The sequence below is a fragment of the Bradyrhizobium sp. F1.4.3 genome, assembly GCF_040548375.1.
In the GTDB taxonomy this organism is placed as follows: domain Bacteria; phylum Pseudomonadota; class Alphaproteobacteria; order Rhizobiales; family Xanthobacteraceae; genus Bradyrhizobium.
On record NZ_JBEPRN010000011.1, the window covers coordinates 39119 to 52752 of the forward strand.

Annotated in this window: 12 protein-coding genes; 9 read left to right on the forward strand and 3 right to left on the reverse strand. The window is 65.2% G+C overall.

The features are described from left to right. Positions 1-155 precede the first annotated feature (155 nt). The 8 genes from ABIB73_RS25005 (at position 156) to ABIB73_RS25040 (ending at position 8677) form a co-directional block, all read left to right on the forward strand. Positions 156-1124, forward strand: coding sequence for an NAD(P)H-dependent flavin oxidoreductase (locus tag ABIB73_RS25005; protein WP_354228347.1), 969 nt, complete (start codon positions 156-158; stop codon positions 1122-1124). A gap of 145 nt (positions 1125-1269) precedes the next feature. Next, positions 1270-2043, forward strand: a complete 774-nt coding sequence (locus ABIB73_RS25010) for a thioesterase family protein (protein WP_354228349.1) — start codon at positions 1270-1272, stop codon at positions 2041-2043. A gap of 558 nt (positions 2044-2601) precedes the next feature. Beyond that, positions 2602-2850, forward strand: a complete 249-nt coding sequence (locus ABIB73_RS25015) for a hypothetical protein (RefSeq protein WP_354228351.1) — start codon at positions 2602-2604, stop codon at positions 2848-2850. Between the two features lie 132 nt (positions 2851-2982). Further along, positions 2983-3696 carry a hypothetical protein gene (locus ABIB73_RS25020; RefSeq protein ID WP_354228352.1) on the forward strand — a complete coding sequence of 238 codons (714 nt, stop codon included), beginning with the start codon at positions 2983-2985 and terminating at the stop codon, positions 3694-3696. An 85-nt stretch (positions 3697-3781) separates the two neighbouring features. Continuing rightward, a complete protein-coding gene (locus ABIB73_RS25025; protein ID WP_354228354.1) occupies positions 3782-4435 on the forward strand; it encodes a hypothetical protein in 654 nt (217 codons plus the stop codon). Between the two features lie 190 nt (positions 4436-4625). Then, a complete protein-coding gene (locus ABIB73_RS25030) occupies positions 4626-6314 on the forward strand; it encodes an alpha-amylase family protein (RefSeq protein WP_354228356.1) in 1689 nt (562 codons plus the stop codon). Between the two features lie 9 nt (positions 6315-6323). Further along, a complete protein-coding gene (locus ABIB73_RS25035; protein WP_354228358.1) occupies positions 6324-6791 on the forward strand; it encodes a hypothetical protein in 468 nt (155 codons plus the stop codon). A gap of 2 nt (positions 6792-6793) precedes the next feature. Next, positions 6794-8677 (forward strand): hypothetical protein, encoded by a 1884-nt coding sequence (locus ABIB73_RS25040; RefSeq protein ID WP_354228360.1) that lies wholly within the window; start codon positions 6794-6796, stop codon positions 8675-8677. A 66-nt stretch (positions 8678-8743) separates the two neighbouring features. Here the strand turns inward: ABIB73_RS25040 and ABIB73_RS25045 are convergent, their stop codons facing one another. From ABIB73_RS25045 to ABIB73_RS25055, 3 genes are all read right to left on the reverse strand, one after another. Beyond that, entirely contained in the window at positions 8744-11500 is a 2757-nt protein-coding gene (locus ABIB73_RS25045; protein WP_354228362.1) for a T6SS phospholipase effector Tle1-like catalytic domain-containing protein, read from the reverse strand. Positions 11501-11764: 264 nt separating this feature from the next. Then, positions 11765-12016 carry a GCG_CRPN prefix-to-repeats domain-containing protein gene (locus ABIB73_RS25050; protein WP_354228364.1) on the reverse strand — a complete coding sequence of 84 codons (252 nt, stop codon included), beginning with the start codon at positions 12014-12016 and terminating at the stop codon, positions 11765-11767. 26 nt (positions 12017-12042) lie between these two features. After that, positions 12043-12285, reverse strand: a complete 243-nt coding sequence (locus ABIB73_RS25055) for a hypothetical protein (protein WP_354228366.1) — start codon at positions 12283-12285, stop codon at positions 12043-12045. Positions 12286-12579: 294 nt separating this feature from the next. Here ABIB73_RS25055 and ABIB73_RS25060 point away from each other — a divergent pair, with 294 nt between their 5' ends. Beyond that, positions 12580-13539 (forward strand): helix-turn-helix transcriptional regulator, encoded by a 960-nt coding sequence (locus tag ABIB73_RS25060; protein WP_354228367.1) that lies wholly within the window; start codon positions 12580-12582, stop codon positions 13537-13539. Positions 13540-13634: the final 95 nt, after the last annotated feature.

The window sequence follows — 13634 nt, forward strand, 5'->3', positions numbered from 1 at the left end:
CATCCCGGAATGACGGAAGAGGAATTCCGCGCGTTGGAATTGCGGTACGGCGTCCGCCGGGCGGCGTCAAAACGCAATACTTGACAGTGGAAAGATTGCCTTGTTGGTATGGCGCCCAGCTCTCGATTTGCCTGCCAACAAAGGATCCTTTCGCAATGTCCATGCCTGCTCTGTTCAAGGGGCGTCTGTCGATCCCCGTGATCGGTTCGCCGCTCTTCATCATCTCGGTGCCTGATCTCGTGATCGCGCAGTGCAAGGCGGGCGTGGTCGGCTCGTTTCCGTCGCTGAACGCGCGTCCGCCGGAGCTGCTTGACGAGTGGCTGGCGCGGATCACCGAGGAGCTCGCGGTCTACGACCGCGCGCATCCCGACAAGCCGTCGGCGCCGTTCGCGGTCAACCAGATCGTGCACAAGTCGAACAACCGGCTCGACCACGACATGCAGCTCTGCGCCAAATACAAGGTGCCGATGATCATCTCCTCGCTCGGCGCGCGCGAGGAACTCAATCAGGCCGTGCACGGCTGGGGCGGCATCGTCTTCCACGACGTGATCAACCAGAAATTTGCGCACAAGGCGATCGAGAAGGGCGCCGACGGCCTGATCCTGGTCGCGGCCGGCGCCGGCGGCCATGCCGGCACGATCTCGCCGCTCGCTTTCGTCGCAGAAACGCGAAAATGGTTCGACGGCCCGATCGCGCTGTCGGGCGCCATCGGCAACGGCAAGGCGATCCGAGCCGCGCGCATCCTCGGCGCCGATTTCGCCTATATCGGCTCCGCCTTCATCGCGACGAAGGAAGCCAACGCGGTCGAGAAGTACAAGGAGATGATCGCGGGCTCGACGGCCGACGACATCGTCTATTCCAACCTCTTCACCGGCGTGCACGGCAATTATCTCAAGCCGTCGATTCTCGCCGCCGGCATGGATCCCGAAAGCCTGCCGACGTCTGATCCCTCCAAGATGAATTTCGGCACCGACGCCTCGGGCGAGCGCGCCAAGCCGAAGGCCTGGAAGGAGATCTGGGGCAGTGGCCAGGGCATCGGCAGCGTCGAGGGAATCGTGCCCGCCGCCGAGATGATCGCGCGCTTCAAGAGGGAATACGACGAGGCGATCGATCCGCCGTTGTGAGTACCGTCGTCCCGGCGAAGGCCGGGACCCATGGAAACTCGGAGTTACCGCTTTCCCGTAACGACTCCTCCCTGTGGTTATGGGTCCCGGCCTTCGCCGGGACGACATCTTTTACTGAGCTGCGAATGTGCATCACGGAGAAACGATGACCACCATCTATCGCGTCGACGGCAACAACGTCGTCACCAGCCCTGACGCCGCAGGTCCCTGGGACCGGCGCATGCAGCACGGCTCGGCGCCGGCTTCGCTGGTGACGTGGGCGGCGGAGCGCATCCCGACGCCGGTGCCGATGTCGATCGCGCGCGTCACCATCGACCTGATGCGCCCCGTTCCGGTGGCGCCGCTCACGATCGCGACCAAGGTGCTGCGCGAGGGCCGCAAGATCCAGCTCTGCGAAGTCAAGCTCTTGGCCGACGGCATGCAGGTCGTCGGCGCCACCGTGCTGAAGATCAAGACGCAGGCGCTGACGCTCCCGGACGACGTCAAGGAGCTGCCGGTCAATTTACCCTCGCCGGAGGATTCGCTCGTCGAGGACGGCCACGCTGCCACCAGCCCGTTCGTGCGATCGGTGTCGATGCGCGCCGCGCGCGGCCGCTTCGGCCAGGCCGGCGCGGGTGCGATCTGGTTTCGCGTCGATCATCCCTTGATCGCGGGCGAAGCGGTCTCGCAGGCGATGCGGGCGGTGGTCGCCGCCGATTTTTCCAACGGCACCGCCTCGACGCTCGATTTCCGCGCCTGGACCTACATCAACGCCGACCTCACCGTGAGCTTTGCGCGCCAGCCGGTCGGCGAATGGATCTTGATCGATGGCGGATCCTCGATCGGTCCCGACGGTGCCGGGCTGGCGATGTCGCGGCTTGCCGATCGCCATGGCTATTTCGGCCGCGCAGTCCAGAGCCTGGTGATCGAGAAGCGGTGAGCGTGAAGGCTTTCGCCGTGTGCGGTCCCGGCGCCGTTTGAATGGCAGGCTTCCGCCGCCGCGGAAGGGATGCCCTGGTCGCGAACCTCTTCTTGTCCGGAGGCCTCTCGTTCGACGCCAGCGTCCAGCCAGTTCAGATGCCGTAGAAGATCTTGATCTCCCACAGCACGACAACAATAGCCGTGATCAACGTGACCGCAGCCAACGCACTTTCCAAGGAAGCGACTCTCATTTGATACTCCGCTTCCCAGCCCCGTTCAGCGGTCTAGTTGATTCGTTGATTCGCCGGCAATTGGGCGCGCATCGCCTCCACACGCTCCGTGGCGCGCTGTTGTTTGCCGGCCACAACAACTCCGTAGAATCCCGGATGAGGACGCTGCCACGCGCCGACTTTCGCGCGGCAAGTGTGTGGGGGAGAGCTGGCTTCGGCGGCCCGAGCACAGTTAATCCCACATGTAATCCCACATGGCTCCGCACCGCCGCACTTAACGGCAGATTAACCATCGCCCGCCAACAATCCCCCTCGCGGCCGCCAATCAGGACCGAGAGGGACAGGCGATGGACTACGATTTTCTCAACTCCAAGACACAGGCTTCGCTGGATGAAATCCGCGTCCGCGTCGCGCATGCGCTGGCCCGCCATCCGCTGTGCCGGAACGTCCGCTTCGACATCCTGAGCGTTCCCCGCACCCGCCGGGGCGGCAACTGGACGGTGACGCTGCAATCGGTCGAGCCGCGCGCGGTGTGGGAGGCTTCCGAGATCGTCGCCGACATCCAGGACGCCTACGATCTGGCACTAGCTGCCTGATTTTGTTGAATTTTCCCGGCGATGTCGTCGCGGTCCGAGCGATTGCCGCCGCGATTGCACGGTTAAGCCTTAATTCTCGCCCAGTTTCCAGGCAGTGATCACGTGGACTTGACGTTGGACGCGGAGGGACGTTTGTCCAGAGCCATCACCATCACCGTGCTGACCTGCTTCCTCGTCCTCGGTGCCGCCACCGCTGCCATTCTCGGCCGCGACAGCGTCCCCAGCGTCAGCGCCGAGATGATCACGGCGGCCCCGCCGCCCAAGCCGCTCGCCGCCAACCGCGCCGCCAAGGCCGACCGGCTGGTTCCGACCCTGGCGCTGGCCTCGGCCGCGATCGACCCGGTTCAGGTTCCTGCCGACAGGCTTTCGCAAGCGCCCGTGCTGACAGAGCCGCTGCGCCAGGCCTTTGCCGCCGCGACGCCCTCGGATTTCCCGGTGCCCAAGGCGAGCGTGAACGAAGCGCCCGCTGCCGCGGAAGCCCCGGCCGCCGTCGAAGCTCCGGCCAAGCCGAAGGTCGCCGCGAAGCCGCAGCCGCAGAAATCCTACTCGCTGCTCACCGACGTGCAGATCGCGGGCATCAGGGATCGCCTGAAGCTGTCGTCGTCCCAGGAATATTACTGGCCGTCAGTCGAGACCGCGCTGCGCAACGTGGTCCGCAAGATCTCGGCAAACAAGCTCTCCAACCCGAACGCGCCGGGCGTGCCGATCGATCCGAACTGCGACGAGGTCCAGGAGTTGAAGTCGGCCGCAATGCCGCTGCTGTTCCAGCTGCGTGACGACCAGAAAGAGGAAGTGCGCAAGCTCGCCCGCATCATCGGGCTGGAAAAGGTCGCACAGCAGATCTGACGACCGGTTTCTTTCGGGAAACCGCCGATATCAGGAACGTCCGGCAATCCTCAGGCGTTGCCTGCTCCAAACAGGGAGTGGCCCAATGCGTGCCTCGGCAGCCTATTTCGTCGGTACCGGATCGATCGCCGCCGCCATCGCCATTGGTCTCGGCGGCGGCATCGTCGCCAGCAACATCATGCATCCGATCGCGCCCAAGCAGGGGCCGGATAGCAGCAGGATGGCGCAACGCGCTGAAGCCGCTGCCCCCGCAACCACGGCGAACGCGCCGTCGGAGCGTGTCCAGTATCTCACCGGTTCGCAAACTTTCGGCGCGGTGATCGCCGCGCCCGCACAGGCGCAGAGCGACAGCAAGTCCGAAGCCAATCCGGACGCGCAGTCCACGCAGGCTGTCGCTGAACCCCCGGCGCCGCCGCCTCCGCAGACAACAGCTGCGGTCGAGCCGCCCAAGCCAGCACCCGCATCGCCTCCGCAAATCGCAAAACCCGCCGAGCAGCAGGCATCGACAGAGCCGGCATCCGCACCTGACAACGCCTATGCCAAGGCCAGGGACTCTGACGTGAAGCGAGCCGCGTCCGAGCGGCGCCGGTCGGAGCGACGTGAGCGCTGGGCCGAACGCCGTCACTACGACCCGCGCGATGCGCGCGGCATGCGCGATCAGACCAATTGGGACGATGTCGCCAGCCGTCCGCGTAGTGGTTTCCCGCAGATCAGGCTGTTCGGTCCCGACGACGATTAGCGCCTGACGCATCTTGCCCGGCCGCGCACGCGATCGTGTGCGACGGTTCATTCTGTGGCGGCGCCTGCCTTAAAATTCAACTTCCGGATGATCTCCGTTCAAGGCATGATTGACGCTGCCAGCCAGAGGCCGCGTCATGGGAGTAGCGCTGCTAGCTTGGGGACGCTTTTTCGGTCCGCATGGCGAACGCGTGACCGTGCCTGCCCCCGTCGATGGCACCGGCGTACCTTGGCTGTTCGATTTCCTGGCGAAACACGTTCGCGCATTGCGCAATGTCGGCTTCACCGCAATCCAGCTACCACCGACGTCGAAGGCGCAGGGCGGCGCGGGGCCGGGGTGTGACGGTTATGGCGTGTTCGATCCCCGCGACGTCGGCAGCAAGAGCCAGCAAGGCTCCGTGGCCACACGCTATGGTCCGAAAGCGTCGCTGACGCGTCTGGTTGCGGTGGCGCATGCCTGCGATATCGACGTCTATCTCGATCTCGTTCTGCATCAACGGAGCGGAGAGAATGGCGGGCCCGGCGTGTTCCGCTATCTCGGCGCGGACGGCCAGACGCTGAACGGCAGGGGCACCACGGCGCCCGGCTGGTTTCGCGGGGTACCGCCCGACGATCTGGCCGACGACGACGTGCCAAGCGTCCGCGACGATTTTCCGTTCGGCCGCGAGCTCTCCTATCAGCACTGCCGCCCGCCGCGCGTCACCATCGACGACGCGCTCGATTTCGGCGAATGGGTGTTCCGCACGACCGGCGCGGACGGCGCGCGCTTCGACGACGTCAAAGGCACATGGGCGCCCTTCGTTCGGGAGTTCATGAGCCACGGCGTCATGGCCTCGAAATTCTTCTACTCGGAGTTTTTCGACGGCAACCGCGCGATTCTCGACGGCTGGACGACGCAACCGCCGCTGAGCGGCCGGTCGCTCGTTGCCGACTTCCCGATGCACTGGGCACTGCAGGCCGCCTGCGACGGTGGCAATGCGCGCGTGCTCGACGGCGCCGGCTATACGAGCTGGCGTCCGGATCTCACCTGTACCTTCGTCGACAATCCCGACACCGACACGTCTCCGGGCCAGCAGGTCATCAGCAACAAGCTGCTCGCCTACGCCTTCCTGCTGTCGATCGAAGGCTATCCCTTCGTCTACGGCAAGGACTATTTCCCGCCCAGCGTTTGGCCGGGTGCGTACGGACTAAAGCCCTGGATCGACAATCTGGTCTGGATCCACGAGCACCTCGCCGTGGGGCCGACCAGCACGCGCTTTCTCGATGACAAGGTCGTCGTGCTCAACAGGACCGGTACGCCCGGTCTGCTGACCGCGCTCAATTTCGACACCATCAATGCGCGCACGGTCAGCTGCCAGACCGCGTTCGGCGCCAACGTGCATCTGCACGACTACACCGGCCATCACGACGATATCTGGACCGATGGAAATGGCGTCGCGAGCTTCACGATTCCAAGCAACGCCTTCAACAAGGGCCAGAGCTATCTGTGCTTCTCCCGCGCCGGCCTGAACGTTGCCTCGATCCGGCATGCGCGCCACACCACACAGACCATCTTCGGTGCCGCCGATCTCGACACGCCGCCGGCCAGCAACGCCGAGACCGAGACGGGACAAATCTGGGTAGAGCGGGGCGGCAGGATCGCCCTGCGGGTCAGCCTCAATCGCCACGGCGTGCCCGCAGATGGTTCGCTCAAGGTCTCCGTCACAGATGCGCGAGGGCACGGCGTGGTCGAAGCGTTGTGCACCGGCGACCATGTCAGCGCGGAAGGGACGGCCGTCGTGACCGGCGAACATCATATTCGTGTTGCAGGCCGGCAGTTGCCGGAACACGGCTCGGCTTTTTCGATCGACGTCACCTACCTTGCCCCACAAGCCGTTTGAGAGGGTCTTATGTCATTGCATCTGTTGTGGACGTCCGCCGACAGTCTCATCGCCGCCTTCGCGCTCTCATTCATCGTTCCACGGCGACACGTGCTGCCGCTCGCTCTGATGTTCGGCGTCTGCGACGGGCTCGGCTCGGCCCTCGGGGTCAGCGTGCCGCTCGCGGGCGGGCTCGCCGCGATCCTGCTGATGGCGTGTGGTGCCGCACTGATCGTGCGTCACCCCGTCGCGCAACGTCTTCTGGATGCGCCCGCCTTGCTCTATGTGCTGCCGCCGCTGCTGGCGATCGACAATGTCGTGTCGCGCACGCCCGATGCGCCGGGCCTTGCGGCGCTGTCGAGCGCGATCATGGCCGGCCTCGGCTTTGCCTGCGGGGCCGCTGTGTTGAGCCGGTGGCGCACGGGCTTGCGTGACGCGCGACCGCGAGCGGCGGCTTGCCTGATCGCGGCCGGAAGCGTCCTCGCCTGGGGAGCCTGACCATGGTCGCCTCCGTCACGACCCGCAGCTATGACCTGGCCAGGACCGGCGCGAACAATGCCGAGACGGTGCTGACGGCGACCGCGGTCCGTACCAAGGGCATCGCAAAACTCTTCAGCATCCCTATACCCGACGATCCCCGGCTCGAGGCGCAGCCGCTGGCGGTCGGCGGCGTGCAGACGCCGGACGGCAAGACCCGCGATCTCATTTTCCAGGCCACCATGGGTAACTGGGTCTACGCGTTCGATGCGGAGACCGGCGCGAAGGTCTGGGCGACGAATCTCGGCCGGCCGATCGTCGGAACGCGTGCCATCGATGGGCACATGACCAATGTCAATTGGGGGATCCTCTCGACCCCCGTGATCGACGAGGTTGCCGGCATTCTCTACGCCTGCACCTGGATCAGCGCCGACGGCAGCGTCGCCAAGGGCCAGCACTTTCTCGCGGCGCTCAGGATCAGCGATGGGTCGAAGGTACACGGGCTCTTGAACCTCGAGGGCGCAGTCTACACCCCGCCGGGAGGCCTTCCCGTGCAGAGCTTCGTCTCGGCCGAGCGCAAGCAGCGCAGCGCGCTGACATTGACGCAGAACCACGTGCTGATTCCCTTCGGCACGATCGCGGAGACGTCGAAGACGGCGCGCGGCTGGCTGATCGCGGTCGACGTCCATGCCTGGCATCTTGCGGCCGCATGGTGCGCGACCGTCACCGGCATCGGTGGCGGGCTGTGGCATAGCGGCGCGGGTCCCGCGATCGGCTCCGACGGTTCGATCTACGTTATCACCGGCAACGGGGCGTTCTCGCCGCAGCATGGTGATTTCGGCGAGAGCATCGTGCGGCTGGCTTTGCACACCGGAGCTCATGCGCGCTTCGAGGTTGTGTCGTGGTGGAGCCCATGGACCGATGCCAACCGGGTCGGCGCCGCCGCCGTCGCTGCGCTCGACGATGATGACGAGGCGGCGTTGCCGTCCAACGTCTCCTTGACCGCGGTGATCGGCCACGCCAAGCGGATGGGAATGGCGCTAAAGCCCCTTCATGCGCGCGAGATGGCGCATGTCGCGATCACGTCCGGTCCCGACGCGATGGATGCACAGATCGCACCGGCCGTGGCGCACCACCTGGCGGCGATGAACGAGTCGATGTGGAGCGACCAGGATTTTGGATCGGGTGGTCCGGTCTATGTCGCATCGTCCCATGCCGTGCTCGCGGCGGGCAAGGATGGCATTCTCTACACCGGCAACGCCGAGGCGCTCGGCAGCACGCAGCCGCAGGACCTCGCGGCCGGCCACTTCGCCGCGAACTATGCCAAGCTCCGCATGCCGCCGATCCTCTATACTTATTTCGATCCCGCCGTGGCGCCGGCGCCGGCCTCGCCGATGCAGTTGAATCTGTTTCCCGGCGGCGCGACGCGGCATCTGCACGGCACGCCGCTGCTGTTTTTGTCCGCCGTTCACGGCACGATGCATTTCGTCGGCGGCGAGAACAGTGCCCTGCGGGCCTGGTCGATCGCGGCCGACGGGACCACGGCCTATCTCGCCGGGTCCAACGAGTTCGCCTCGCCGCAATCGCCGCGTCCGCCGGGCGGCATGCCCGGCTGGAGCATCACGCTCGCCGCCAACAACGGCGCCGACGGCATCATCGTGGCGATGGTGCCCTACCAGGACAGCAACATGCTGCTCAGCCCGGGCCGCTTCCTGGTCTATGACGCGCAGAATTTCGCCACCAATCCGGACGGCTCCAAACGGCTCCAGGTGATCTGGGACAGCGAGAACTGGGGCCCGGAGCACGCCTTCATGCATCCGAAGTTCAACCGTCCGATCATCTGGAAAGGCCGCATCTATCGCCCGACCTATGACGGGCGCCTCGACGTCTATGGTTTGGCCAACTAGCGATGGCGACCCCATCATCATCATGGGGGCGCGTTTGTTACTCTTTCGCTTCGTCGCTAACGGCGCCTACCGCTTTGCCGCGGTCGGCTGTTCCGGTGGCATCGGCGGCGCGGGCAGACGCTGTACCGTGATCCGCGCCGTGCCTTTGTTGTTCTTGTAGTATTGTTCGTCCGGTCCGAAATAATCGGCGTATTTCGCCGGGACCAGCCACTTCAGGAAGCCCGGGTAGATCTGCGCGGCGTCGTTGACGTAGAAGAACAGCTCCCCGGAGTCCGGTGCCACGAATTCGGCGACCATCCGGTCGGCGAGGTTCTGAGCTTTCCAGGCCTTGCCCGCGGCCTTGAGGGAGCCATCCGGTATCGGGGCGAGGGCGCTCAATTCGTCCATCTTATTCGCAAACGCCTTCCTTTCGTCCGCCGTGCCAAATTCCTCCGCGTCGTCGACATGGACGGGATATCTGTGCTTCGACTTGTCCAGGTCCTTTTCCGCAGGAACGGTCGGATCAATGCGACGCGGCAGTTCGTCGGCAGCCATCACATTCACGGCTTGCAGCGGTTGATCGTTCAGGCCTTTCTCGCCGACGCGAACGACCGGCTGGAACCAGTCTGCGCCGAGCAACCGCCGGGTCGGCAAGGCGAAGTAGTGGTGTTCTTCGTAGGTCTGGAATCCATTGACACTGGTCATGATCGTGCGGTCGAACCAGGGTTGATCCATATCGATCCATACCCGGTATTTGCGGCCCTTCTCGACCGCAAGCCTGCTCGGCCAACAGAACTGATTGACGTTGAACATCTCGGCCGCGGGAAGCGCGTTGTCACCCACTGGTTTCGCCGGGGGGATGTCCGTCGCGATGTTCAGCCCCTCTTTCTTCGCATTCTCCGCCTTTGTTTCCGGGCCTTGGCAAACCTGTCCGGTCGCGACGCGCCAGGTAAAATAGCCGCTCGAGGCGATCAGGAGGACCGCGGCATAGATCGCGGTAATGGAGACGAACGGAAAGATGATCTTGGTGAACGGAAAGCTCATCCACCATGCATTTCTCTGCATCAACCCGCCAAATCTGAACAACACACTCATCCGGCTGAGATTCTTTGCGCTCGCTTTGCGCTCCGGCCGGTACCAGGCTAGCCGCGCGCGCTCCTGGATGCCGTCACGCAGCGCGGAGTTGATGTGCCAGACCCCCCACGTGAGGAGCACGACGATCGAGGTCAGGAAAGGGTAGTACAGCGCGATGTTGAGCCACGGCCCTGCGTAGGAGGGCAGTACGTTCCGGAGCAGGTTGGCGACAGGGCCGACCACGGCGCCCATGCCCCAGTCGATGTCGATGATGGCTCGCAGCACGGGAGTGTCGCGCAGGCCCTTGTCCTCGGACGTCTCGACGATCTTGTGGGCGATCCACGGCCAGGCGGCGACCACGCCTGCCATGGCGAGGAGCGCGAAATAGGCCACGCGTCGCCACCACACCGCGCCACGCGCGAGATTCGCCATGTCGGCGTCGGGCGCTTCCATCGCAGTGAAGGCGCCGGCTTCCTCCTTGCTCGCCGGGCCCTTCGCCTTCTTCAGATAGGCGTCCTGCATAGCCTCGTGCGTGCCGCCATTGGTGAGCTCCCCGATGCTTCCGTCGGGCATCAGCACCCGCGCGTTCGCCGGCAGCATGATCGGCGCATAATCGTCGCACCCGAAGAGCATCCGCTCGACCACCGCGAAGTGCACCACCGGCGCGCCGCCGTTTGCCTTGCCCTCGAGGATTGGCCGCGGACCGTAACGGTACAGCACCGCGGCCCCGCTGCGTGAATCGTGCATCGGCCCGATCGCCGACTGATACTCGCGGAAATGCTTGATCGTGCCTTGCTGAAACCGAAGCTTGCCGCCGAGCTGCTCGACCATCCAGACCAGCGGGACGAAAGAGAGGGTGGATTCCGGATAGCCGCCGCCGATGTCGGAATGGACGCCCGCAAACCAAACCTCCTTGACGGTCTGATCGGTCGCCAGATGGCTCTGGTCGATCCGCAGCGGATGAAAGGTGGTGCGCTCGTCGTCGAGCGCGAGCGCGTGACAGATGTGCTTCGCCTTGTGCGAGGGCCGGTGATTGCGGAACGAAATCGGCCAGATCGCCCAGTCGATCGCGACGCGGAGCTCCTCAATCGGGACGCCGAACGCCTCGACCGTGTCGAACAGCCCGAGGAATTCGATCTTCACGTTCTTGCGGCCGGCCATGGCCTTGCGGACTATGCAATAGGAGCGGTGTCCGCAGACGAAATGGTAGATGATGAGCAGCAAGTCGCGAATCCAGCGCGCAATCCAGATGGTCGGCAGGCTGCGATAGCCCACCGACTCCTTGCGGTATTTCCGCCACGCGGACATGGCGTTGCGTTCCATCTCGGCATGCGAGACCGACTCACCCTTGATCACCGCCGGCACCAGGCCCTGACTCGCGATCATGGCCGCGAGCGTGCGCGCCGTGAAGGCGCCGCGACTGAAGCCGAAGATGTAGATCTTGTCGCCCTCGCGCCAGTTCCAGCACAGGAAGCGATAGAGTTTGCGGACGTTGGCGGGCACACCAATGCCGGTGGCACCGTCAAGCGCCGCAAGCGGCGCCCAGCCGGCGGTGCCGACGCCCTTGATGTAATACGCGATCTGGTCGGGCTCGGTATGATCCAGCGCCTCGTAGAGACGCCAGACGCTGGATTCCTGGCTGGTGAAAGCGTTGCCGGTGCCGTCGGCAAACAGCACCAGCTTGCGTCCCGGCTGTGCAGCGGCCGCAGTCCCGTCGGCATTCGGATTGTTGCGCGCGTGTTCCGGTCCCGCCCCGTCCTGATGCGACATGGACCCCCTCCGACAATTCAGTCGGGGATGCCTCAAGCCCAGGCCCGGCGGCATCCTCCGAATTCAATCAATGGTTGCGTCATGAAATAGCGGGTGCATTCTGCACACAGTCGCGCTGAGGTCGCAAGCGGGATCGCGCTGCATCGCCGTTGCGGCTCGCCGCGCAACAAAGACGCGAAATGCCCGGGACAAGCCCGGGCATCACGCGTTTTGTGAAGCGGCCGCTCGCGACGCTGCGCAGCAGCGATGAGAGGCCGCGTGGTCTTATCGGCCGTTGCCGCGGCAGGCACCGCCGGGACCGATGTGGTAGCCGCGCGGGCAGGCATGCGCGCCGGGATCGGCGAAGTTCTTCAGGCAGCCGCCATTGGGGCCGCGGTGCCAGCCGGCGCCGCAGCCGCCGGCAATGGCGATGACATCGCCATTCCCCTGTGCGCCGAACGGCGCCAGAGGCATGGCCTGGGCAGAGCCCGCGATCGCGCCGAGCGCGAGCGCCGCGGCAAACACGGTTCGTATCATGCTGTGTGCTCCTGGATGTTGTTGCGTTAGTGGGTGGCGGCGAAGGCGATGCCGGCGCGCACTTCGGTGATCGCCTGGTCGATCAGCCCCAGCGCCCTTTCGCGATGGCCGCCCTTGTTGGGCTCGGCCTTGGCGAGCTCGGCGCGCGCCGATTGCAGGATCCCGATCGCTTCATCCATGTGCGGCTGCGCGCCGAGCGCATAGCCGATGCAGAGGCTGGTCGCGATGGCGCCGCCGAGCACGAGGCTGCGGGGTAGAGAGGTTCGCATGTCGTTGTCTCCTCCAGCGGGCGTCAGGCCGGGGCCGCCCGGTTGCCCGGACGCGATTCGCATGTGGCGGGATGTCGCATCCGCCGTCTGAATAGGATGGCGGCGTACGAGCCGTCTTGGACTGTCCGGCGCCGGCCACGCGCCGGCTTGGACTGACCGGCGCCGCTTGAATCAGGTCGCCGTGCTGATAGCCTGCGGCGGCCAGCCTTCAGCGCAGGTTCATCCCCGGCCTGCGAGGCTCGGCCGTTTCGCGCGCGATTTTTTTGAAAAAGTCTTTCCTGGAAGTCCGTATAGATGCCCGTCATCAAGAAGACGCTCTCGACCGACATGCTTCCGCCGGGTCTGTCCGACCGGCAGCGTTTCATCCGGTTCGCCGAACTGTTCGAGCACTTTTCCAACACCGGCGAGCTCGACCCGGCCGCCGACGTGCCGTTTCGCGCGACGATGAATTCGATCCATATCGGCACCACCATGCTTGGCCGCTGCGACGGCAGCTTCGTCACGGTGCGGCGGGAAAAGCGCCAGGTGATCGAGACCGGCGACGACCGCTATTGCCTCGCGCGCAACACCGGCGATCGCCCCTCGCAGGTGATCCATCGCGGCCGCGAATTCACCATGCGGCCGGGATCGATGGTGCTGTTGAAGCTCGACGAGCCGTTCTTCGCGGCCGACGGGGCGAGCCACAAGCGCTTCACCAACGTGCATCTGCCGGTCACCACGCTGCGGGCGATGGTGCCCGACGTCGACGATCTCGTCGGCTGTGAGCTCGAGCCCGGCGGCGCGTTGTCGCTGGCGATGGATTATAGCGATCTCCTGCTTCGCCATTCCGCTGCCGCGGACGAGGCCGGCATGGCGATCGCCGCCCACCTGCTCGATCTCACCGCGATCGGGCTGGGCGCCCGCAGCGACGTCGCCGCCGCGGCGCGTCGCCGGGGCCTGCGCGCGGTGCGGCTGAAAGCCGTGCTGACAATCCTGGAGGCGCGTTTCCACGAGCCGGATTTTTCCGCGCAAAAGCTCGCGACCGGCGCCGGTCTCTCCGAGCGCTACGTCAACGAACTGCTGTTCGAGGCCGGTGCCAGCTTCACCACCCGCCTGACCGAATTGCGCCTGCGCAAGGCCGCTGACCTGCTCGCCCATGGCGAACGCCGCATCAGCGACATCGCGTTTGCCTGCGGCTTCAACGATCTCTCCTATTTCAACCGCTGCTTCCGCCGTCGCTACGGCCTGACGCCGACGGCGGCACGCGGGAGGTGAGGGATCGTCAGGCGACCGATCAGCCCGCGAAATCCGGGGGCGTCACGGATTGACTTCACGGGGGATAGACTCGAAACCTCATCGGAGGCGGTGTA

Bases quoted from the DNA above. Each gene is read 5' to 3' on its own strand.
- ABIB73_RS25050 (WP_354228364.1), bottom strand. From the start codon at position 12,016: ATGATACGAACCGTGTTTGCCGCGGCGCTCGCGCTCGGCGCGATCGCG.
- ABIB73_RS25005 (WP_354228347.1), top strand. From the start codon at position 156: ATGTCCATGCCTGCTCTGTTCAAGGGGCGTCTGTCGATCCCCGTGATC.
- ABIB73_RS25040 (WP_354228360.1), top strand. From the start codon at position 6,794: ATGGTCGCCTCCGTCACGACCCGCAGCTATGACCTGGCCAGGACCGGC.
- ABIB73_RS25055 (WP_354228366.1), bottom strand. From the start codon at position 12,285: ATGCGAACCTCTCTACCCCGCAGCCTCGTGCTCGGCGGCGCCATCGCG.
- ABIB73_RS25025 (WP_354228354.1), top strand. From the start codon at position 3,782: ATGCGTGCCTCGGCAGCCTATTTCGTCGGTACCGGATCGATCGCCGCC.
- ABIB73_RS25010 (WP_354228349.1), top strand. From the start codon at position 1,270: ATGACCACCATCTATCGCGTCGACGGCAACAACGTCGTCACCAGCCCT.
- ABIB73_RS25045 (WP_354228362.1), bottom strand. From the start codon at position 11,500: ATGTCGCATCAGGACGGGGCGGGACCGGAACACGCGCGCAACAATCCG.
- ABIB73_RS25035 (WP_354228358.1), top strand. From the start codon at position 6,324: ATGTCATTGCATCTGTTGTGGACGTCCGCCGACAGTCTCATCGCCGCC.
- ABIB73_RS25060 (WP_354228367.1), top strand. From the start codon at position 12,580: ATGCCCGTCATCAAGAAGACGCTCTCGACCGACATGCTTCCGCCGGGT.
- ABIB73_RS25015 (WP_354228351.1), top strand. From the start codon at position 2,602: ATGGACTACGATTTTCTCAACTCCAAGACACAGGCTTCGCTGGATGAA.